Raw genomic sequence first — 19,253 nt, 5'->3', positions numbered from 1 at the left:
TTCAGGCGGCAAGTTCCCGTTCGATGGCGCTAGTGATTTCTTCGGCGTCCGGCTCAACATTGGGGGCGAAACGTGCCACAACTTTGCCTTCAGAGCTGATCAGGAACTTCTCAAAGTTCCACTTGATCAGACCGGGCAGGATGCCGTTCTTGAACTTGGTCAATTCGGCATAGAGCGGGTGTTGGTCCTTGCCTCGGACATCTGCTTTTTTACTCAGGGTGAAGGTTACGCCGAAGTTCCGGCTGCAGAATTCCTGGATATCCTCGTCGGTGCCGGGTTCCTGACCGGCGAACTGATTACAGGGCACGCCAAGTACTTCAAAGCCCTGAGCCCGATACTTTTCATAGAGCGCCTCAAGCCCGGCGTACTGCGGAGTGAAGCCACACTGAGAGGCGACATTCACCACCATTACTGTCTTGCCCTGGAAGCGGCCAAAGTCGGTCTCGGTGCCGTCGTTGAGGGTTAGCGGGATGCTGTAGAGCGATGCCTCAGAACCGGTCATCTTATTTTCCTTTACGGTCGATAGTCCCCCACTCGTACAACATCCGGAATGCAGCGCTCTATTCCGGCGGGATAACGGCGGGCCTGTGCTGCTCACCAGCCTAGTCCTCCCGCGAGCGCAGCACCGCGGAACCCAGGCCCGCAGAACGCTGGCGCCGCAAGTAAGCTAAAGGCATCCCAGGGAAGCTGGCGGCACAACATAACTCAGCGGAAGGTTGTTGTCATGAAGCTCGTACTTACCGAATTTGTCTCGCTCGACGGGGTCAGCCAGGGGCCAGGCTCCCCGGATGAAGACACCAGCGATGGTTTCAGCCGTGGTGGCTGGTTCGTACCGCATCTCGATGAGGCCTTCATTGGCATCGCGGCTGGTTGGTTGGACCAGGCGGACGCTCTGCTTTTCGGCAGCCGAACTTACCGGAACTTTGCCCGAGACTGGCCGAACATCACCGATCCCAATGACCCGTTCACCGCGAATATGAACGGCCTGCCCAAGTATGTGGCCTCACAGAGTCTGACCGAAGCCAGCTGGAATCCCAGCACCATCCTTTCCGGGGATGTGGTGGCTCAGGTCGCGGAGCTTAAAGCACAGCCCGGGCGTGAACTGCAGATCCACGGCAGCGCCCGGCTCGCGCAATCATTATTGGCTGCGGGTTTAGTGGATCTGGTGCGCCTGGTAGTCGCACCGGTGGTAGTTGGCAGTGGCCGGCGGCTCTTCCCCCTTGAAGGACCGAACCTCGGCTTGCAGCTAACCAGCACCGAGCACACCCCGGCCGGCTTGGTCATCCAGAGTTACCAGACCACCGGCGACGCCGAATACGGCATCTACCCGGGTTAGCGGTCAGCCAGTGCCTCATTTTTTTCGACGCTGGCAAGACGAGTTGAAACGTACCTTTACCGGCCATCCGCAGTCTCGGCCGGAATGGGTCGAGGAACTCGCCGAGGGAGACGACGCCGGATTTCTCTTGCCCTCCTCCGCAGTGTGGACTGTGCATTCTTCGATGACCACGATTGTCGCCGGGGTGAGGGCTTTACTCATGCAGGCCTTGCACCCGGGGGCGCTAGCTGGCGTGTGGGATCACTCCCGGTTTCGTGAAGATCCTCTGGGTAGGCTGGCTGGCACTATTCGCTGGATCTTTACAGTTACCTACGGTTCCACCGCCGCTGCTCGTGGTGCATCGCAGTGGGTGATTCGGCTGCATGAAGCGGTACGTGGTGAATTCGTCGACGGCCACGGGCTGAGCCGGAGTTATTCGGCAAATGATCCGGAGTTACTGAGCTGGGTGCACATTGCCTTTACTGATGCCTTTCTGAGCTCTTACCAGCATTACGGCTCGACTCAGGTTCCGGCCGATGACTACGTCCGGGAATGGTCTGTGGCCGGCGAACTTATGGAGGTTCCCGAACCGCCGCTGAACGAAACCGAAATGCGGGCCCGCTTGCATCAGTTTTATCTGGACGGTGAACTGCGCTTCGATCACCGCGTCGCCGAAGTGGTTGCCTTCATCCGCAAACCGCCACTCCCCGCCTCCCAGCGGCTGGGTTATCGGATAATTTTCGCGGCCGCAGTGGAATCCTTGGAGCCTCAGTTTCGGGAGTTACTCGGCTTACGAAGGGCGCGCTGGCCTTGGCTGGTGCGGCAAGGCGTTCGCGCCGTACTGGCCATCATCGGGCTTGCGCTTGGCAAGGTAGGACCTTCGGAGCAGGCCGCTCGGCGCAGGCTCGAAAGACTCAGTTTGTCGGACTCTTAGGCTCCAGGCAGTCCTTGAGCACTGAACGCTGAACCACTGCTGCCTTATCGTAAACTTCACAACCCTTGGCGGTTAGTTCGACGAGCATGCTCCGCCGGTCTGTGGTGCAAGCAGCACGAATGACCAGACCAGCCTTTTCCAGGCGGTCAACGATCCGGGAGAGCGCGCTTTGGGTTAGCGGGGAGTCGACGGCAAGATCTTTCATCCTGCATTGCTCCGAGGTGTGTCCAGCGAGCAGATCGAGAATCTCGAACTCGCTACAGCCAATACTGAACTGGCTTTCCAGCTCACGCTCGATGGCGTTCGAGGTGCGTAAATAGGCATCCTGCACGGAGCGCCATTGCTCTACCAGCCCGGAATCTTCAGCATCTCGGGAGGTTTCCACCGCGATGCTGGAGCGGACTCCAACAGTCTTTGTCATGACCGCCACTATACCATGACGAAGAATTAATTTCCATTGCATCATTTTCCTTGTCATTCAATGACGTGTCATATAGTTTGGTCTCATGACCGCGACAGAACTCGTTACCAAGGCGCCCTCGAACGGGCCAGCCGAGGCTAGTCTCCCCCATTCATCTAAATGGTCAGCAGCTCAGATCATGCTGCTGATCGTGCTCTGCACAGTACTGGCCCTTGATGGTCTCGACGTCTCAATGGTCGGCGTAGCACTGCCCTCGATGGGCCGCGAACTTGGCCTGAACACTGAATCCCTGCAATGGATCGTTTCCGGCTACGTGCTGGGCTACGGCAGTTTGCTGCTGCTCGGCGGTCGGATGGCCGACTTACTGGGGCGGCGCAAGATCTTCTTGATCGCCCTGACAGTGTTCGCCGCCGCCTCGCTATTAGGCGGCCTGGTGAATGATCCGACCCTGCTCATCGCCACCCGTTTCATTAAGGGACTTGCCGCCGCCTTCACCGCGCCCACCGGTTTCTCGATCATCACCACGAACTTCGCCGAGGGCAAAGCGCGCAACCGGGCAATCTCGATTTACTCCACGTTCGGTGCCAGCGGTTTTTCACTCGGTCTGGTGCTCGGCGGTCTGATGACAACGCTGAGTTGGCGTTGGACTTTCCTGATCGCGGTGCCGATCGCGGTAACCGCTGTGCTCTTGGGCCTGAAATACATCCCGAAAGATAAGCCCAGCACCGAGGGCGGCCACGATATTGGCGGTGCGATAACCCTGGCGCTGGGCATGCTGGGGCTGGTCTATACCTTGGTTTCTGCGCCGGAGGCGGGCTGGGGTTCACCGCAAACCATTATCGGCTTCGCCGTCTCTGCGCTGGTGCTAGCCGCCTTCGCGGTGATTGAGAACAAGGTCAAGCATCCGTTGATCAGGTTCGGCATTCTGCGCCAGGGCTGGGTAGCACGGGCCAATCTGAGCATTATTGGGCTCTTTGGTTCCTACCTGAGTTTCCAGTTCATTCTGACCATGTACCTGCAGAACGTGCTCGGCTGGTCGCCGCTCGGGATGGCCCTCGCGCTGCTACCCACCGGCCTGATCGTAGTGGCGAGCTCGCCATTCGCCTCCAGGCTGATTGACCGAATCGGCGCCCCTCGGCTGATTATCGCCGGCATGATCGCACTGACCTTGGGCTATGTGTTGTTCCTCCGAGTAGGCGCCAGCCCGAACTACGCGGCCGATATTTTGCCCTCGGTGATTCTGCTGGGCATTGGCTTCGCGCTCGGCTTCCCCTCCATCAATGTGCAAGCTACCGCTGGTATTCACGACGCTGAGCAGGGCCTCGCCGCCGGGCTGATCCAGACCAGCAGCCAAGTCGGCGCCGCACTAGTACTCGCTGTGACCACCGCCCTGGTCACTGGTTCACATTCAGCCACTACTGCTAGTGACCCATCAGCGATGCTCGACACCTTCCGGCCCGGCCTGATCCTGAGCGCCGCGGTCGCCTTGGCTGGGCTGCTGATTGCGGCCGCCCCGAAGCGGCGGGCCAAGGTACTGGCGGTCGCCTAATTCGCAGCACGAGCATGAGCGGTGTTCGTGCGGCCGCGGCCAGACTCGGTCCGGCCGCGCGAACACCAAGCGCCGAAGCATTACTGGAAAGGAAAAACATGACGAACCGGCATTTTGTCTTTATTGAGGGCAGCTCTCGACGGGACGGCAACAGCGCCGCACTGGCTAGCAAGGCCCGCGAGCACCTGCCCGAGGGGGCGACTTCGGAGTGGCTCAATCTGGCTGACCTGCCACTGGCCGACTTCGAAGACCCTCGCGGGCCGGAGGGCGCCTCGCAGGTTTATCCGGATGGCAATGAGGGCGTGCTCTTGGCTGCCACCCTCAGAGCCACAGATTTGGTCCTCGTCTCGCCGCTGTATTGGTACACGGTCTCCGCGCCGATGAAGCGGTATTTAGATTATTGGTCTGGCTGGTTGAACATCACCGGCTTGCGATTCCGCCGACAGATGGCGGGCCGGACGCTGTGGGGAGTCACCGTCGGCCATGCTGACGACCCGGGCCAGGCAGACGGTTTAGCTACCTCACTGAAGTTCAGCGCTGACTACATGGCAATGCGCTGGGGCGGGCTGCTCTACGGCATCGGCGACCGGCCCGGTGACGTACTGCGGGACACCGCGGCCTTGAGAGCGGCGGAGACCTGGTTCTCCGCGGCGCTGGTGGGTGCGGAGTAGCTGTACCGCAGCATTTGCTCGGCCAAACGAGGTGATGAGTAGGCTGAAGGAACGAACGAAAGGCAGGAGCATTATGCAAATCGATCTTTCCGGCAAAACAGCTTTGGTCAGCGGCTCTACTCAGGGAATCGGTTTGGCGATTGCCACCGGCCTGGCCAAAGCCGGCGCACGGGTCGTGGTCAATGGTCGACGCCAAGAATCCGTAAGCGGCGCCGCCCAGGAAATCCGTGACCAGCTAGACGGGGCAGACATCGTCGAACTGGCAGTAGATATTGCTACCGAGGAAGGGGTTGCGCGGGCACTCGAACTCATCCCTTCAGCCGATATCTTGGTGAACAATCTCGGTATCTTCGGCAGCAAGGATGCACTCGAGATCACTGACGAAGAGTGGCGTCAGTATTTCGAGATAAATGTGCTTGCCGCGGTTCGGCTAACCCGTGCTTATTTGCCCGCAATGATGTCCGCAGGCTGGGGCCGAGTAAGCTACATCGCGAGCGACTCCGCAATTGTCACCCCGGCCGAAATGATTCATTACGGCGTTTCCAAGACAGCGTTGTTGGGAGTTTCCCGAGGTTTCGCCAAAGCCGCCGCTGGCACCGGAGTCACCGTCAATTCGGTGATTGCTGGCCCGACGCACACCGGCGGCGTTGAAGATTTCGTCTATGAACTGGTGGACAAAGATCTACCCTGGGACGAGGCACAACGCGAATTCATGCGGCTACACCGGCCGCAGTCCTTGATTAAGCGATTAATCGAACCCGAGGAAATCGCCAATATGGTGGTCTACCTATCGTCTCCCCTTGCCTCCGCAACCACCGGTGGAGCGGTGCGAGTGGACGGCGGGTACGTGGATTCGATTGTGCCGTGACGACACCTACTCCACAGTGGCCCACAACTCATGAGTAGCCTTGACTCATGAGTCGAGTGATCTTCATGTGCGGACCGGCTGGGTCAGGGAAGTCGACCCTCGCTAAGCGATTAGCTGCGACGGAGAATTTGGAGCGTTTATCTTTTGACGTCGAGGCGTGGGCGCGTGGGCACCGAACTATGCCGCTAGATGTCGATAGTGCTGCGCAGATTGAGGATTTCTTGCGTATTAGACTCATCGAATTGATAGGAGATAATCGCGACGTGGTGCTAGATTTCTCTTTTTACTCCCGGCAGATGCGTGAGCAGTGGCGCAGGCTATTGGCACCATTCGGAGTAGCACCAGAAACCTACTATCTGAAGACTGACCGGGCCACCGCATTAGCCCGGGTGCGCGCACGTGCGGCGGACAGCGCCGATGACTTTTGTCTACCAGCGGAGCTCGCCGCTCAATATTATGATCGATTCGAGGAACCCACTGCCGAGGAAGGACCGCTGACGGTGGTGGACACTTCTCACTAACCCATACCAGGTCTTGAGACTAGCCGAGCGCTTCAGCCCTGAAGCGCCGATCCGCTAAGAACTCCGATAGGCGTCACGACGATGCAAAATCGAAACAATCTCGATGACAATTTCGCGTTCGAGAATCGAATAAATGACCCGATATTCGCCGCGGCGTGCTGAAAATAGCGGATAGAAAGGTTCGCCGAGCTGTTTCCCGAGGCGTTGAGGATTCGCCGCCAGGTTGCCGGTAATAAATTCGAATGCCGCCGCAGCCACCTTCTCAGGGAGAGCGTGAGTCAACGCTCTACGTGCGGACTTACTGAATCGGACCTCGTACTTTTGGCTCACGCCTTGATGCGCCCCGACCGAATAAGTTCTTCTCGCACTTCATCGGCGGAGAAAGTCTGATCGCTATTGAACTCAGCGATCCCCTTCCGAACCGCAGCAACAGCATCCGCATCACTCAATATGGCGACTGTTTCGAGCAAGCTGTCATAGTCATCGGCACCGAGAAGCACAGCGGCACGATTGCCGTTACGGGTGATCTCGAACCGCTCATGAGTGCTTGCAGCCGAGTCAACCAGACGTGAAAAGCTAGCCCGAGCTTCTGCCAACGATAATGTACTCATGTACATAATTCTAGCGCATTTGGCGCTGACTTTGAATGAGATCTGAGAAATACAAAGACCCTCGACTTCGAAAAGTCGAGGGCCTGCTGGCGGAGGATGGGGGATGGCTTTCGAACCCTGAGTGGGAAGTGGAGCGGCTGCTGAAGTCAAAAGAACTATGAGACAGCCGCACAACCTGAGACCGACAAGCAAAGCTACTGAGCGGCAGCTGATCTACCGTTGCCAACCCGTCAGCGGTCTATTCACCTGCGTCGGGAGCAGCGTTCTGTATTGCCTCACCGGCATTGAATGGCGAGAATCTTGTATCTGCAGAAATCTTTGCTTCAAGAGACGCGACGATCGCCTCAAACTCGACCCGCGTTTCGGCCTGCACCTCGAGCGCCTCACCGATGCCGACAGCATCTGTGCTGATACGCGAGGCCAATCCGAGCGCGCGGTGACCCTGAATCGGGTCCTTTAGCCCGTAGGCGTGCATATGCACGGTGTCAGAAATGGTGGCAGGTTCGTGGAAGTGATCGAATTTGAATTCTCCTCGCATGTAATCGAGGAACTCGTTTTGGATCACCAACACCAGCTTGCGGTTGACGTGCTCGAACGTGGATGCCTTGTGGTGCATTTGCACAAGGATCGTCTTTGCGGTCATCTTCCAGTTCATGCCGAATGCCTTCGTGGTATCCACCGCCGGATCATTTGTGGCGATCCCCAGGCGTTCAACTACCCGCTGTCGTTCGGGCCATACGGACCCGGTAGTGTCGAGAGTTTGCAACTCGATGCCAACAAAGTCCACGACTTTATCGTTCTTGGTTGAGACGAGGAAGTAGTCAACGTTGCCACCAGGAATCTTGACCTCAGGTACCAAATGAAGTTCGTTCCCCGGCTCATGCAGCGTCAAGAGGTGCAAGCAGTCTGTGAAAATTTGGCCGCGATCCAGCAAACGTGAAGGACAAATTAGGATCGGGGCAGGTGGCTTGCCGAAGCTCACCGCGCATGTGCCGATTGAGATCTCGGGTGCCGACTTCCGAACCTTATAGCATCGCTTGTGCGTAAATGGGCATTCCTGCTCACTCAGGACGGCGCCCCATGGCTGATTCGAGTCGGTCGCGTCGAGTCCGAATAGCTCAATCACGGTGCGAGGAGGAAGATTCACCACGATGTCACTCCCATCCGCTCACGGGCCGCCTGCAAGTAGTTTGCCGAGATGTCGATGCCAATGGACCTTCGCTTAAGTTGCGAAGCGGCTACCATCGTCGACCCGGTACCGCAGAAAGGATCGAGGACTATACCATCGGGCGGACAGGTAGCCAGGATCGGGATGTAACAGAGCTCAACCGGGTAAACAGCGAAGTGCCCCACTTCGCGCGCCTGGGTGTCTTCCGGCAAAATATCCCAAACGTCTGACGGTTTAGTACCTTTTGGATGATACCGGAGGAAGTAATAACCCTTGTCGATCAGCTCTTTTGCGCGCCCTGAGACCTTTGCCTGATCGGAGTGTGTCACTCGCTGTTGCCCGCGAATTACCATCCGAAAGTCTGAAATTCTCCCCTCAGATACATCACTAAGCATGGCTTCCAGGTCCCGGTTAGCATTGCGCTTCTCGACACCCGTGAGAACGGTAGACAGTTCGATCTGTCGCCGATATCGAACACCTGACACGCCCGTCGCGGAGACTACCGCCCCATTGATCACTTTGGCCACACGCCCGGTTGTGCGGATGGAGTCCACGTCATAGTAGTAACCCCGGGATCGTTTCACGAAGTGGAAGATTAGTTCGTGAGTATTGGCGAGCCTGTCCCGAGACTGGTCCATGCCGCCCTTGAGTTTGTTCCAGACCACCTCGTTCCGCAATACCCAACCCTGCTCATCAATCATCTTGATTGCGAGCCGCCAAGGAATGCCAGCGAGAGCCTTCTTGTGGTAACTGTCCCCGATGTTGAGCCAAAATGAACCAGTCGATTTCAGTACACGGTGCATCTCTTGGGTGATCGCGAGCATCTCATCAATGAACTCCGCAGATGACCGCTCTGAACCGATTCCATCCGAATCGTAGTTCCTCTGGCCCCAATACGGCGGCGACGTGATCATCATGTCAACTGACTCATCCGGGAAGCTGGCTAGGACTTGCAGAGAATCACCGTGGATGTAGCCAACTCGTTCATTCCCAGAACGCACAGCTTCGAAGTCGCAGAGCCAACGAGACTCGGGGGTGTCGGATAGGGGTGCCGCCTGTCCAGATTCGAGGAGGTCTGTCATGCATACAATCCTAAACGGCGACTCCGACACGGCGTCCCGGGGCGCACCGCTCGTTCGACGTTCGTCGATGGTCGATGGTCGATGGTCGATGGTCGATGGTCATCGTTATCAGAGAAGCAATCATTCCTAAAGCTACGCCCACGACTCTGGTGAGAGGACCAACAATGGCAAGTTCCAGACAAAACGCGCATGAAATGACTTTGCCTGATCAACCGGTGGCCTTTAGTATCCTGGCCTCAGGTATTCGTTGTTGCACCCTGGGTTCACCAATTGAAATGCTCACCGCGACTGGCACAGAAGGCCCCGCGGTGGGCTTCGATCTTCAAACCAAAGCGGAGCCGGAAGCTAACGAACAGGCGAGGAAAGAACAACGCCGACCGTCACCGAGCTCGGTGCTTCTCAGCTTCGCCGGATACAAACAAGCCCGAGCCCAACCTTCATCTGAACCGGGTTCGGAAAAGAACTATGCCCTCTGACCATCAACAGAGGTCAGAGGGCCAGCGGAGGATGGGGGATTTGAACCCCCGAGGGCGTTAACCCAACACGCGTTCCAGGCGTGCGCCATAGGCCGCTAGGCGAATCCTCCTTTTGCAGCTGCCACGCACCACCCGCAAGGGGCCGGGCGCAGAAGAGCAGACTCCAGAATACCCGAAAGCACAGCTTGCCAAGAAATCCAGCTCATCAGGAAGGATTTTCAGCCCTCAGCGAGCATCAAAGACCCAGAAACGACGCAAGCAATTGCCTTCCGTCCCGGCAGCAGCACCAGCATTGCGAGCAACTTCTACCTCGGCATCAGCCATTCCGCCGTCCGCTAAGCCCCAGACACCAAGCCAGCTGGCAAAAGCCCGACAAATTTTCGGCTAAACTTATTGGCAGCCCCTCGTGCGGCGTCATCCTGCGAACTCCCCCAGGACCGGAAGGTAGCAAGGGTAAGTAGGCTCTGGCGGGTGCACGAGGGGTCCTAAGTTTCTAGGAGCCGCAGATGCCAGCTGGCCGTTTCGCGCCGAGCCCCTCCGGGGAACTGCACCTGGGGAATCTCCGCACCGCCGTGCTCGCTTGGCTTTTTGCCCGGCACACCGACCGCCGCTTCCTGCTTCGGATCGAAGATCTCGACCGGGTACGCGCCGGCTCTGAGGCCGAACAAATCCGTGACCTCGAGGCGATCGGACTCGACTGGGATGAGGCCCCGGTCCGGCAAAGTGAGCGTTCCGAACTCTATTCAGCCGCCATTCAAAAGCTCCGGCAAGCCGATTTGCTCTTCGAATGTTTCTGCACCCGCCGCGATATTGCCGAAGCTGCCTCCGCCCCGCATGCCGTCCCTGGCCACTATCCGGGAACTTGCCTCAACCTCTCCGAGGCCAAACGGGCGAGCCTGCGTCGCGAGCGGCCCGCCGCGCTCCGGCTTCGTGCCGACGTCGAGAACTTCACTGTCCTCGACGGCCTGCACGGTGAATACCGCGGCGAGGTGGACGACTTCGTGATCGTCCGCAATGACGGTGTTGCCGCTTATAACCTCGCGGTGGTGATTGATGACGCTGGCCAAGGAATCGATCAGGTGGTGCGGGGCGATGACTTGCTCAGCTCGGCCCCACGTCAAGCATATTTAGCGAGCCTGCTCGGCTATCAGGTACCGGAGTATCTGCACGTTCCGCTGGCGCTCAACCCGGAGGGCAAACGACTTGCGAAGCGTGACGGCGCGGTGACGCTGCGCCAACTCGGTGTCGAAGCCACTCGCCAGCTGGTTTTCGATTCGCTCAGGCTACCGGCCTCACTGGACCAAGCACTCCAGGTTTTCGATCCGAGGACGCTGCCTCGCGAACCCTGGATTGTGCGAGGATGAAACTGTCGGGCTCAAGCACTAAGGTTTCTTAGGTGACCACTGCTCTTTATCGCCGCTACCGCCCCGACACGTTCGCGGACGTGATCGGCCAAGAGCACGTCACCGAACCGCTGATGACGGCACTGCGCAAAAACCGTGTCAACCACGCATACTTGTTCTCCGGCCCGCGTGGGTGCGGCAAAACCACCTCCGCCCGCATTCTGGCGCGCTGCCTGAATTGTGCGCAGGGCCCCACTGACACTCCCTGTGGCAGTTGCGATAGCTGCATTGAACTGGCCCGTGGCGGCTCCGGCAGCCTCGATGTGATCGAAATTGATGCCGCCAGCCACGGCGGTGTGGACGATGCTCGCGATCTGCGTGAGCGCGCCACCTTCGCCCCAGTGCGCGACCGCTACAAAATCTTCATCATTGATGAGGCACACATGGTGACCAGCGCGGGCTTTAATGCGCTACTGAAAATCGTTGAAGAGCCGCCGGAACACATTAAATTCATCTTCGCCACCACCGAGCCGGACAAGGTGATTGGCACCATCCGCTCACGTACCCATCACTACCCTTTCCGCTTAGTCCCTCCGGAACCGTTGATGGCCTACCTGAACCAGCTCTGCGAGCAGGAGCACGTATCAGTGGCTCCCGGTGTCCTTTCGCTCGTGGTGCGGGCCGGCGGCGGCTCGGTGCGCGATTCGCTCTCGGTGCTGGACCAGCTAATGGCCGGCGCAGGCGAGCAAGGTCTTGACTACGAGTTAGCCGTTTCACTGCTCGGCTATACGCATGCCTCGTTGCTCGACGACGTGGTCGATGCCTTGGCCGCGGCCGACGCCGGGACAGTCTTCCGGGCAGTGGATAGAGTGATTCAGACCGGCCTCGACCCGCGCCGCTTCGTTGAAGATCTGTTGGAACGATTCCGCGACCTGATCATCGTGCAGGCGATGCCGGAAAGCGCTCAGATCATCCTGCGCGGCATGCCAGAAGATCAGATCGCCCGAATGCAGACGCAATCCACCCAGCTGGGTCGAGCAGAGCTCTCCAGGGCGGCGGACGTCACCAACAACGCACTGACCGAAATGACCGGCGCCACCTCACCCCGGCTGCATCTCGAATTGCTCTGCGCCAGGCTGCTGCTGCCCGGCGCGGACCAGAGCGAACGCGGCATCACCGCGCGGGTTGACCGGATCGAACGCCGTCTCAGTTACGCCGCGCCAGCCGCCAATACTGCCGCAGCGCGGGAGCCATCGCAGGCTGCACCGAGCCAGCCGACAGCGGTTACCGCCCCGGTGAGCGGTTCCGTCGATGGTGCTCCCTCGCGGCCAGCCGATGTCCGTTCACAAACCAGGCCAGAGCCACAAACCAGACCCGAGCCCCAGAGCAAGCAAGAGACACCGAGCAGACACGAGTCCCAAGACAGCGATTCTCGCTCCAATCCGACTGAAGCGCCGGGGCAGGTAATGGACCCTGCCCCGGAACCCCGGGAAGACACCGGGCACACGTCCTCAGCGGCTGAGCCAACGACGGGCCAAGCGCCTGTGGATCCTCCCCGTTCCGCACTCGACGACTGGGGACTCCCGGTGATCTCCTCACGCCCGCGGGAGGAGCCCGCGACTAGCCGCGAGGCAAGTGCGCCAGCGGCCGTCGCCGAAAGCCAGCCGACCGTTCAGCCCGCCACTCCCCCCTCGAACAGCACCCCGTCGAACAGCACACCGACTAACGCCGCGAACGCCACCTCGGCGGCGGCTGGCATCGACATGCTGCGCCGGGCTTGGCCTGATGTGCTTGATCAGCTGACCAAGATCAAGCGCTCCAGTTGGGCCCTGATCGCACCCAACGCCACACCGCAGAGCTTCGACGGCCAAACCTTGGTGCTCAATTTCAGCACTGATGGATTAGCCGGCGCCTTCAGCCGGGGAGAACATGCGGAGAATCTCCGGGCCGCTATTAAAACCACCCTCGGTGTGGATTGTCGGGTTGAAGCCGGCAGCGGTGCGCCCACCGGAAGCAGCGAGCCGAGGGGCGCTGCGCCAAACCCAAAAGACCTGACTGAACCCGCGGCCGCCGCCGCGGGTGGCCATGCCGTGCCGGAAGATCCGCGCCAACAGGTCTGGCAACGCCCAACGCAACAAACTGCTGCGCAACCAACTACTACGCGGCCCAATCCCGGCCCCGACGCATCGCCACGTCCCGAACCGGCGCCCCAGGCCGAGCCTGGCTCGCCTAGCTTGCCGACCCGCGCAGCCAGCCCGACGCCAGTTGTTGAACCAGGCTGGGGCGATCTGAACGAAGCCCCGGAGTGGATCAGCGGGGGCGAGGAACCAACCACTGAAGCCGAGCCGCCGGAGGATATCTCGCAGGCCGCTGTTGCCTCGGCTCCGCCAGTCATCATTGAATCAGTCGCGACGCAGCCAGTGACAAGCACCGAGCACCCGGAGGTTCAAACCGCGGCCGCTTCGCAGCGCGACAATGACGCGACAGGCTCCTCAGCCACCAGCACCGAGCAGGAAGCTGGCACCAGCCTTTATCAGCGGCTGAGCCGACAGGCCAAGCTGAGCCAACGCGAGGAAGCCCCCGAACCCGAGGAAACTAAGCCCTACATTGAGGACATTCCGAGCGCCGATGATGAGACGATTGAGGAATCAGGTTTAGTTGGTCAGGCAGCGGTGGAAAGAATTCTCGGTGGCCGTTTAGTTGAAGAGCGCCGCACGACGTCGCGAGGGGAGTAAGCCGTGTACGAAGGAGCGGTTCAAGAACTGATCGACGAGTTAGGTCGGTTGCCGGGCATTGGTCCTAAATCTGCGCAACGCCTAGCATTCCATATTCTGGAAGCCGACCCAGACGATATGAAGCGATTGGTAACCTCGATCGTCACGGTCAAGGAACGTGTGAAATTCTGCGAAATTTGTGGCAACGTCTCGGAGGCGGAGACTTGCAGCATCTGCCGCGATCCGCGCCGTGACCCCACGGTGATCTGCGTGGTGGAAGAATCAAAAGACGTCATTGCCGTTGAGCGGACCCGCAGCTTCCGCGGCCGCTACCACGTGCTGGGCGGCGCGATTAATCCGATTGCCGGTATCGGCCCCGATCAGCTACGCATCCGAGAGTTGCTGAACCGGCTGAGCGACAGCCAGATCGAAGAAATCATTATCGCCACCGACCCGAATCTGGAAGGCGAAGCCACCGCGACTTATCTGGCGCGGATGCTGAAGACTATTGGCATCACCGTAACCCGACTGGCCTCTGGCCTACCGGTCGGCGGCGATCTTGAGTACGCCGACGAGATCACCTTGGGCCGGGCCTTCGAAGGGCGCCGGAACGCACTGAACTAAAATATTGAACGGCGGTGCACACAGCACACCGGGCGAGACTTGGGGGAAAGATGACTGATAGCTGGGAAGCCAAGATCGATGACTTCTGGGCTAATGCCGATGACAGCGATCCCGATAAGGTGCTCCGAGACATTCGGGCGCTGATCGCCGAATGCCCAGAGCAAGACGGCCGGGCTTATTTTGAATTGGCCTCAGCCCACGACTTCTTGGCTAACGAAGCACAAGCTGTGGCGCTCTATCGCGAGGCCCTTCAACTTGGCTTGGACGCCGAGCGAGAGCCACAGGCGAAGATCCAATTGGCCAGCACACTACGGAATCTGGGCCAATCCGGCGAGGCAATCGAGATCCTTGAACAACTGGAGAGCGACGAAACCACCGGAAGTGCGGCTCAGGCCTTCCTGGCCTTAGCGCTTTTCGACTCGGGACGGAAGTCGACAGCGCTCAAGGTGGCTTTGCGCGCTCTTGCACCGACCTTGCCGCTTTACCGCAGATCGGTGCTCGGCTACGCGGACGAACTCCCCGCCGACTAGCACAGCGCGTACCTCAAAAAAAATACTCTGCTGATCGCCCGTCGCTAGCCCTTATGAGGCCCAATCATGCCCGAATCTGGCCAGGCAGTGCCAGACCTTCTTTAACAAATCGGGATCATGATGACCACCGTTTACCGCCTCCCCAACGATCTTGGGAGTCAACCAGCCATCCTGGGCAATTGCCACTCCAAGCTCAACTACGTTTGCCCCGCGAAAGGCCTCGTGCCCACGCAATTGATCGACATGCAACTTAAAGCCGTGATGCCAACTGAACGGGAAGGGCAGTTTTGCAGCCGCTTCGGCAACCGGAGTGTCCCGGAATGAAGGATCAAGTACGAGCTCTGAAACATCTTGATCGAGGCGCATTGGTCCGTGGATATGTGCTTCAATGTGATCGTCGATCACATCTAGAGTGTCCTCTAAGGCAAGCTGGACTAACGGCAGGTGCGCGGCTGTACCGAAATCGGTAGGCTCTGTCACGCTATCTGGATAACAAAAAGTGGTCCTCTCAAGGACGCTAGGCGCCAACTTGAGATGAGCCGAGCCGAAACGCACAGATCCACCCGCAGCATGACGCCGGTAGTTAAGCGAACCATACTTTGGCCGCTGGTCCGCCGGCGAAATATCGTAGTGACCCCCGAAAATCCGATGTTCCCACCGCCAGCGATCTCCCCCAGGATAGGCGGTTAGCCCCCCATTGCTGGTCCCGGTTTCAAATTGGGAACGGTAAACCCCATCGGAGGCTAAGTGATCAAGAAGCGACTTTCCGTTGATCGCTCGATCGGGATGAAAATGGACTGTCACCTCAAGATCAGCGTCTATTCGTGGACCAGCCGGTACAGCCCCGGCCAGATAAGCGAATGCGCGTTCCCAGGCTTCCATTTTTGAATCCTATCTGGACAGCTGAGGGACTCCGAACGCTGCCTCCCTCACCGGGTCCCGCAGAAGCAAGCTCAACCAGCCAGCAAAGCCTCAATCTTTTCGCGCTTGGCCGATAAGGCATCGACTTGCGCCTCAACATCACACAGGGTCTCGCGAATGACCTGCACCACTGAGGGGCACAGGTCGATCTGCGCTGGCTCGGCCGCCATACAAGGCAGAATCGACTCAATCGCCTGCAGGCTGAAACCCGCAGAAATCAATGAACGGATGAATCGCACTTGCGGCACTACCTCGGCGGCATAGTCGCGGTAGCCATTTGCGGAGCGTTGTGAACCAATCAAGCCGTGCTCTTCGTAATAGCGAAGTGAACGCGCCGAGGCGCCAGTCGCGGCAGCAAGATCTCCAATCAACATCCACTCAGTCTACAACTTGACCTTGACGCCAATGTCAAGGTTTATCGTCGCATCATGACACAGCACAGCATCAGCACGCAGCCCGGAGTCCACCACAGCGGCAGTGGCCCGGCAGTCCTCTTTGCCCACGGCGCGGGCGGAGGTTTCCAGGCCAACTTCGCCCCCGTCGTCGAAAGCTGGCAGGCGCAGCGCAGCCTGATCGGCATTGACTACCCCGGTGTCGGTGAGGTGCCACGTGCGCGGCAGCCCCTGCAATTAGCAGAGCTGGCCGACCAGCTGGTCGACGCCGGGATTGCGGCTGGCTTTCAGAAATTCCCAGTCGTGGGGCTTTCGCTTGGCAGCGCAGTGGCGATTACCGCCGCCTTGCGTCACCCTGACCGAGTTAGCGGTCTCATTCTGACAGTTGGCTTTGCCGCGCCAGATGCCCAAACCGAGCTGTTCGGCTCGCTGTGGCAGCATTTCGCGGAGGCTGGGAATCAACAGCAGCTCGCCGAACTTATTCTGTTGCTTTCGGCGCCGAGCGGGGTACTGGACGCCCTGGACACTTCAGGACTGGGCGAGGCCACAGCCCAAGTTACGGCGGGGTACCCCAGCGGCGGCCTGGAACACATCGAACTGGTATCACGGGTCAATCTGAGCGCTCAGCTGACTGAGATTGCGGTACCCACTCTGGTCTTCGCCGCCGGACAAGACAGAATAGTGCTGCCCTCGAGCACTCGTGATCTCGCCGCCGGGATCAGCGGCGCAGAGCTGATTGAATACCCCGACGCCGGCCACATTTTTAACCCGGAGCAGAGCTCGCGGTGGATCACTGATATGCAGAACTTCTTGCAATATCACCAGCTCTAATGGCTGGCTCAGTCAAGCGCAGCAGCTCAGTCGCCAGCCATCGTTCTCGAGACAACTCGAACGGCCTAGCACTGGCTCTGCTGGCTGGCACTCTCTTCGTCTTCCTCAGCGCCGAAATGCTACCGGTGGGCTTACTGCCGGAGCTAAGCGAAAGCTTTGGGGTGAGCCCGGGGAGCGCAGGGCTATTACTCAGTTGCTATGCGGTGATCGCCGCCATTGCTGGCATTCCGATCACCAACCTCACCGCGAGCTGGCCGAGGCGTCGACTGCTGGTGATCGCGCTGAGTACCCTGGCCATCAGCCAGTTGGTCTTCGCGCTGAGCACCACGTTCTGGCTAGCACTGGTTTCGCGCGCGGCCGCAGCCTTACTTCACACCACGGTGTGGGCTGTGCTGCCAGTAGCCGCTAGCAGGCTCGGCGGAAGCACCAGCGGTCGGGCCGCCTCATACGTTTTTCTGGGCAGCGCACTCGGCTTGGTGCTCGGCACGCCCGCGGTCGCGGGGCTCGGTCAGCTCCTCGGTTGGCGGTTGGCCGCAGTACTACTCGCCGTCCTAGCAGCACTGCTGGCAGCATTACTGAGGATCAAGCTGCCCGCCCTCCGAAGCACCCAGCAACCGTCTGATCTCGACAGCCCGAACCGCTGGCTGCAGCAGCTACTGCCGCGGGGGCTCAATCCTCGAGTACTTCTGCTTTGCGCCAGCACAGCAGTCCTGGTGCTTGGCCACTACAGCGCCTACAGCTACTTCAGCGTGATCTTTGCCGAGAAGGGCGGTCCCCAGACACTCTGGCCGCTCGTGCTGGCGATCTTCGGCGGGGCGGGGCTAGTTGGCGTCTTCTGTGCTGGACGTTGGATTGATGAATATCGCCGCAAGGTCTCCTTCACTGTGCTGTTCGGGGTACCCGCCACCCTATTGATCCTCGCGCTGAGCCCGCTGGCCGGAGTCTATCCAGCCACACTCGGCTGGGGCATGGCGGTAGCCGCGGTACCTCTGGTGATGCAATCTGCGGTGATCCGAGCGGCCCCCGGAACCGCTGATGAATCCTCCGCGGCATACGTGGTCGCCTTTCAATTGGGCATTAGCGGTGGTTCTTGGCTCGGCGGTTTATTGCTCTCACAGACCGGAAGCGTCGGAACATTACTGATAGCTGCTGGGCTCAGTAGCGCTGCTGCCCTCATCCTCGCTTGCAATCGGCAGCTGCTCGGCCCGCGGTCTGGCTAACTCATGAATCTGCTTGCCCTTGACCACAATGCTCTGCACTAAGCTGGGGCGCAGAGGAAAGATGAGATGAACCAGCCGCTCCCCCTTCAAAGCGCTAAACCGCCATCGTCGACCGGGAAGGTCACGGTGGTCGGCTCGATTAATGTCGACCAGACCGTCCGAGTACAACGCCTTCCGTCACCCGGCGAGACTCTGTTGGGCAGCTCAATCACGATCGGCCCGGGCGGCAAAGGAGCCAACCAGGCTCTGGCCGCAGCCCGGCTGGGAGCCACCGTCAGCCTGATAGGGGCCGTCGGCGACGACGCTTCCGCAGCCGCGGCCACCGAGCTACTGCAATCCGCCGGAGTGGACCTATCGGCGGTAACCAGTGTTGCTGGCCCCACTGGCTTAGCACTGATCTACCTGGCCGACGACGCGGAGAACACCATTGTGGTGGTCCCCGGGGCAAACGCTGCCATGGATGCCAGCATGGTCGAGACGTCCGCAGCACGGATCGCTGAGGCCGCAGTGGTGGTGCTGCAGGGTGAGATTCCTGCGGACGGCATCGCGACTGCGGTCCGGCTAAGCACAGGTCGGATGGTACTGAATCTGGCACCGGTGGTGGCCCTGGATCACTCACTGATTCGTGCCGCCAACCCGCTCGTTGTCAATGAACATGAAGCGGCTCTGGTGCTTTCCCAGCTAGACGCCGAAGCGGCTGTCCCCGCCGAGGATGAAGCACTGGTTGTGGCATTGCGAGCCCAGGGGGTCCCTGGTGTGGTGCTCACCCGCGGCGCTCAAGGGGCCATCTGTTCCGATCAGGCTGGCACCTTCTCGGTGCCCGCTCCGCGAGTCAACGCAATAGACAGTTCTGGCGCTGGCGACGCCTTCGTTGGCGCGCTCAGCGCTCGGCTGGCGATGGGAGAAACGTTACTGGAGGCTTCGCACTACGCCGCCAGGGTCGGCGCCTTCGCAGTGCAAAGCCACGGCACTCAGGCTTCCTACCCGCACTCAGGTGATGCGCTCCCAGAGGCCTAGCAGTGAGACCCGGCGCCGCAATATTTGACCGCCGATTCACGGCGC

22 protein-coding genes, 1 tRNA gene and 1 other RNA gene are annotated in these 19,253 nt (G+C 59.7%); 15 read left to right on the top strand and 9 right to left on the bottom strand.

The genetic code is table 11. The features are described from left to right. Position 1: 1 nt before the first annotated feature. Positions 2 to 502 carry a glutathione peroxidase gene (locus UM93_RS15640; RefSeq protein ID WP_045076429.1) on the bottom strand — a complete coding sequence of 167 codons (501 nt, stop codon included), beginning with the start codon at positions 500 to 502 and terminating at the stop codon, positions 2 to 4. A 222-nt stretch (positions 503 to 724) separates the two neighbouring features. Here UM93_RS15640 and UM93_RS15635 point away from each other — a divergent pair, with 222 nt between their 5' ends. Both UM93_RS15635 and UM93_RS15630 read left to right on the top strand, forming a co-directional pair. Then, positions 725 to 1,336, top strand: coding sequence for a dihydrofolate reductase family protein (locus tag UM93_RS15635; protein ID WP_045076428.1), 612 nt, complete (start codon positions 725 to 727; stop codon positions 1,334 to 1,336). Positions 1,337 to 1,346: 10 nt separating this feature from the next. Beyond that, positions 1,347 to 2,249, top strand: coding sequence for an oxygenase MpaB family protein (locus UM93_RS15630; RefSeq protein ID WP_045076427.1), 903 nt, complete (start codon positions 1,347 to 1,349; stop codon positions 2,247 to 2,249). On the opposite strand, the gene UM93_RS15625 is transcribed toward UM93_RS15630, so the two are convergent. Beyond that, positions 2,230 to 2,670: a MarR family winged helix-turn-helix transcriptional regulator gene (locus UM93_RS15625; RefSeq protein WP_082057195.1), complete on the bottom strand. Its 441-nt coding sequence runs from the start codon at positions 2,668 to 2,670 to the stop codon at positions 2,230 to 2,232. The genes UM93_RS15630 and UM93_RS15625 overlap by 20 nt on opposite strands. 85 nt (positions 2,671 to 2,755) lie before the next feature. Between UM93_RS15625 and UM93_RS15620 the strand changes: the two genes are divergently transcribed. From UM93_RS15620 to UM93_RS15605, 4 genes are all read left to right on the top strand, one after another. Continuing rightward, complete coding sequence (locus UM93_RS15620; RefSeq protein WP_045076426.1) at positions 2,756 to 4,219, top strand: MFS transporter; 1,464 nt, start codon at positions 2,756 to 2,758, stop codon at positions 4,217 to 4,219. Positions 4,220 to 4,233: 14 nt separating this feature from the next. After that, complete coding sequence (locus tag UM93_RS15615) at positions 4,234 to 4,890, top strand: flavodoxin family protein (protein WP_199921774.1); 657 nt, start codon at positions 4,234 to 4,236, stop codon at positions 4,888 to 4,890. A 73-nt stretch (positions 4,891 to 4,963) separates the two neighbouring features. Further along, positions 4,964 to 5,758, top strand: a complete 795-nt coding sequence (locus UM93_RS15610; protein WP_045076424.1) for an SDR family NAD(P)-dependent oxidoreductase — start codon at positions 4,964 to 4,966, stop codon at positions 5,756 to 5,758. Between the two features lie 47 nt (positions 5,759 to 5,805). Further along, positions 5,806 to 6,279, top strand: a complete 474-nt coding sequence (locus UM93_RS15605; RefSeq protein WP_199921773.1) for a P-loop nucleotide/nucleoside kinase family protein — start codon at positions 5,806 to 5,808, stop codon at positions 6,277 to 6,279. 54 nt (positions 6,280 to 6,333) lie between these two features. On the opposite strand, the gene UM93_RS15600 is transcribed toward UM93_RS15605, so the two are convergent. The 4 genes from UM93_RS15600 to UM93_RS15585 form a co-directional block, all read right to left on the bottom strand. Further along, positions 6,334 to 6,609, bottom strand: coding sequence for a type II toxin-antitoxin system RelE family toxin (locus UM93_RS15600; protein WP_045076423.1), 276 nt, complete (start codon positions 6,607 to 6,609; stop codon positions 6,334 to 6,336). Further along, positions 6,606 to 6,890, bottom strand: coding sequence for a type II toxin-antitoxin system Phd/YefM family antitoxin (locus UM93_RS15595; protein ID WP_052663845.1), 285 nt, complete (start codon positions 6,888 to 6,890; stop codon positions 6,606 to 6,608). Before UM93_RS15595 ends, UM93_RS15600 begins: the two co-directional genes overlap by 4 nt. Before the next feature lie 238 nt (positions 6,891 to 7,128). Then, a complete protein-coding gene (locus UM93_RS15590; protein ID WP_199921772.1) occupies positions 7,129 to 8,040 on the bottom strand; it encodes a NotI family restriction endonuclease in 912 nt (303 codons plus the stop codon). After that, a complete protein-coding gene (locus UM93_RS15585; RefSeq protein WP_052663844.1) occupies positions 8,034 to 9,140 on the bottom strand; it encodes a DNA-methyltransferase in 1,107 nt (368 codons plus the stop codon). The genes UM93_RS15590 and UM93_RS15585 overlap by 7 nt, the downstream gene beginning before the upstream one ends. Before the next feature lie 164 nt (positions 9,141 to 9,304). Between UM93_RS15585 and UM93_RS15580 the strand changes: the two genes are divergently transcribed. Beyond that, the gene (locus UM93_RS15580; RefSeq protein WP_157874179.1) at positions 9,305 to 9,616 is read left to right on the top strand and encodes a hypothetical protein; all 312 of its coding nucleotides are present in this window, start codon (positions 9,305 to 9,307) and stop codon (positions 9,614 to 9,616) included. A 25-nt stretch (positions 9,617 to 9,641) separates the two neighbouring features. Here the strand turns inward: UM93_RS15580 and UM93_RS15575 are convergent. Then, positions 9,642 to 9,726: transfer RNA gene (locus UM93_RS15575), tRNA-Ser, on the bottom strand. 285 nt (positions 9,727 to 10,011) lie between these two features. Between UM93_RS15575 and ffs the strand changes: the two genes are divergently transcribed. From ffs to UM93_RS15555, 5 genes are all read left to right on the top strand, one after another. After that, positions 10,012 to 10,107: signal recognition particle sRNA small type (gene ffs / locus UM93_RS17545), an RNA gene on the top strand. Between the two features lie 15 nt (positions 10,108 to 10,122). Beyond that, positions 10,123 to 10,980, top strand: coding sequence for a tRNA glutamyl-Q(34) synthetase GluQRS (gene gluQRS / locus UM93_RS15570; RefSeq protein WP_045076420.1), 858 nt, complete (start codon positions 10,123 to 10,125; stop codon positions 10,978 to 10,980). Between the two features lie 32 nt (positions 10,981 to 11,012). Continuing rightward, positions 11,013 to 13,694: a DNA polymerase III subunit gamma and tau gene (locus UM93_RS15565; protein ID WP_045076419.1), complete on the top strand. Its 2,682-nt coding sequence runs from the start codon at positions 11,013 to 11,015 to the stop codon at positions 13,692 to 13,694. Positions 13,695 to 13,697: 3 nt separating this feature from the next. Continuing rightward, positions 13,698 to 14,297 carry a recombination mediator RecR gene (gene recR, locus UM93_RS15560; RefSeq protein WP_045076418.1) on the top strand — a complete coding sequence of 200 codons (600 nt, stop codon included), beginning with the start codon at positions 13,698 to 13,700 and terminating at the stop codon, positions 14,295 to 14,297. A gap of 50 nt (positions 14,298 to 14,347) precedes the next feature. Further along, positions 14,348 to 14,827, top strand: coding sequence for a tetratricopeptide repeat protein (locus UM93_RS15555; protein WP_045076417.1), 480 nt, complete (start codon positions 14,348 to 14,350; stop codon positions 14,825 to 14,827). Between the two features lie 51 nt (positions 14,828 to 14,878). Here the strand turns inward: UM93_RS15555 and UM93_RS15550 are convergent, their stop codons facing one another. Both UM93_RS15550 and UM93_RS15545 read right to left on the bottom strand, forming a co-directional pair. Next, on the bottom strand, positions 14,879 to 15,709 hold the full coding sequence (locus tag UM93_RS15550; RefSeq protein ID WP_082057194.1) for a DUF3626 domain-containing protein: 831 nt from the start codon (positions 15,707 to 15,709) through the stop codon (positions 14,879 to 14,881). Positions 15,710 to 15,780: 71 nt separating this feature from the next. Continuing rightward, positions 15,781 to 16,122 carry a MerR family transcriptional regulator gene (locus UM93_RS15545; RefSeq protein WP_045076416.1) on the bottom strand — a complete coding sequence of 114 codons (342 nt, stop codon included), beginning with the start codon at positions 16,120 to 16,122 and terminating at the stop codon, positions 15,781 to 15,783. A 54-nt stretch (positions 16,123 to 16,176) separates the two neighbouring features. Here UM93_RS15545 and UM93_RS15540 point away from each other — a divergent pair, with 54 nt between their 5' ends. From UM93_RS15540 to UM93_RS15530, 3 genes are all read left to right on the top strand, one after another. Further along, the gene (locus tag UM93_RS15540; protein WP_045076415.1) at positions 16,177 to 16,971 is read left to right on the top strand and encodes an alpha/beta fold hydrolase; all 795 of its coding nucleotides are present in this window, start codon (positions 16,177 to 16,179) and stop codon (positions 16,969 to 16,971) included. Continuing rightward, positions 16,971 to 18,191 (top strand): MFS transporter, encoded by a 1,221-nt coding sequence (locus UM93_RS15535; RefSeq protein WP_045076414.1) that lies wholly within the window; start codon positions 16,971 to 16,973, stop codon positions 18,189 to 18,191. Before UM93_RS15540 ends, UM93_RS15535 begins: the two co-directional genes overlap by 1 nt. A gap of 66 nt (positions 18,192 to 18,257) precedes the next feature. Further along, positions 18,258 to 19,208, top strand: a complete 951-nt coding sequence (locus UM93_RS15530; protein ID WP_045076413.1) for a ribokinase — start codon at positions 18,258 to 18,260, stop codon at positions 19,206 to 19,208. Positions 19,209 to 19,253: the final 45 nt, after the last annotated feature.

Source organism: Psychromicrobium lacuslunae, from assembly GCF_000950575.1.
GTDB classification, from domain to species: Bacteria; Actinomycetota; Actinomycetes; order Actinomycetales; family Micrococcaceae; genus Renibacterium; species Renibacterium lacuslunae.
The sequence above is the reverse complement of the archived record's forward strand: the minus strand, read 5'-3'. Positions and strand labels throughout refer to the sequence as shown.

Excerpts from the sequence above, each read along its gene's own strand:
- UM93_RS15640 (WP_045076429.1), bottom strand. The coding sequence starts at position 502 with ATGACCGGTTCTGAGGCATCGCTCTACAGCATCCCGCTAACCCTCAAC.
- UM93_RS15635 (WP_045076428.1), top strand. The coding sequence starts at position 725 with ATGAAGCTCGTACTTACCGAATTTGTCTCGCTCGACGGGGTCAGCCAG.
- UM93_RS15625 (WP_082057195.1), bottom strand. The coding sequence starts at position 2,670 with ATGACAAAGACTGTTGGAGTCCGCTCCAGCATCGCGGTGGAAACCTCC.
- UM93_RS15620 (WP_045076426.1), top strand. The coding sequence starts at position 2,756 with ATGACCGCGACAGAACTCGTTACCAAGGCGCCCTCGAACGGGCCAGCC.
- UM93_RS15615 (WP_199921774.1), top strand. The coding sequence starts at position 4,234 with ATGAGCGGTGTTCGTGCGGCCGCGGCCAGACTCGGTCCGGCCGCGCGA.
- UM93_RS15610 (WP_045076424.1), top strand. The coding sequence starts at position 4,964 with ATGCAAATCGATCTTTCCGGCAAAACAGCTTTGGTCAGCGGCTCTACT.
- UM93_RS15605 (WP_199921773.1), top strand. The coding sequence starts at position 5,806 with ATGAGTCGAGTGATCTTCATGTGCGGACCGGCTGGGTCAGGGAAGTCG.
- UM93_RS15595 (WP_052663845.1), bottom strand. The coding sequence starts at position 6,890 with ATGAGTACATTATCGTTGGCAGAAGCTCGGGCTAGCTTTTCACGTCTG.
- UM93_RS15585 (WP_052663844.1), bottom strand. The coding sequence starts at position 9,140 with ATGACAGACCTCCTCGAATCTGGACAGGCGGCACCCCTATCCGACACC.
- UM93_RS15580 (WP_157874179.1), top strand. The coding sequence starts at position 9,305 with ATGGCAAGTTCCAGACAAAACGCGCATGAAATGACTTTGCCTGATCAA.
- gluQRS (WP_045076420.1), top strand. The coding sequence starts at position 10,123 with ATGCCAGCTGGCCGTTTCGCGCCGAGCCCCTCCGGGGAACTGCACCTG.
- UM93_RS15555 (WP_045076417.1), top strand. The coding sequence starts at position 14,348 with ATGACTGATAGCTGGGAAGCCAAGATCGATGACTTCTGGGCTAATGCC.
- UM93_RS15550 (WP_082057194.1), bottom strand. The coding sequence starts at position 15,709 with ATGGAAGCCTGGGAACGCGCATTCGCTTATCTGGCCGGGGCTGTACCG.
- UM93_RS15545 (WP_045076416.1), bottom strand. The coding sequence starts at position 16,122 with ATGTTGATTGGAGATCTTGCTGCCGCGACTGGCGCCTCGGCGCGTTCA.
- UM93_RS15540 (WP_045076415.1), top strand. The coding sequence starts at position 16,177 with ATGACACAGCACAGCATCAGCACGCAGCCCGGAGTCCACCACAGCGGC.
- UM93_RS15535 (WP_045076414.1), top strand. The coding sequence starts at position 16,971 with ATGGCTGGCTCAGTCAAGCGCAGCAGCTCAGTCGCCAGCCATCGTTCT.
- UM93_RS15530 (WP_045076413.1), top strand. The coding sequence starts at position 18,258 with ATGAACCAGCCGCTCCCCCTTCAAAGCGCTAAACCGCCATCGTCGACC.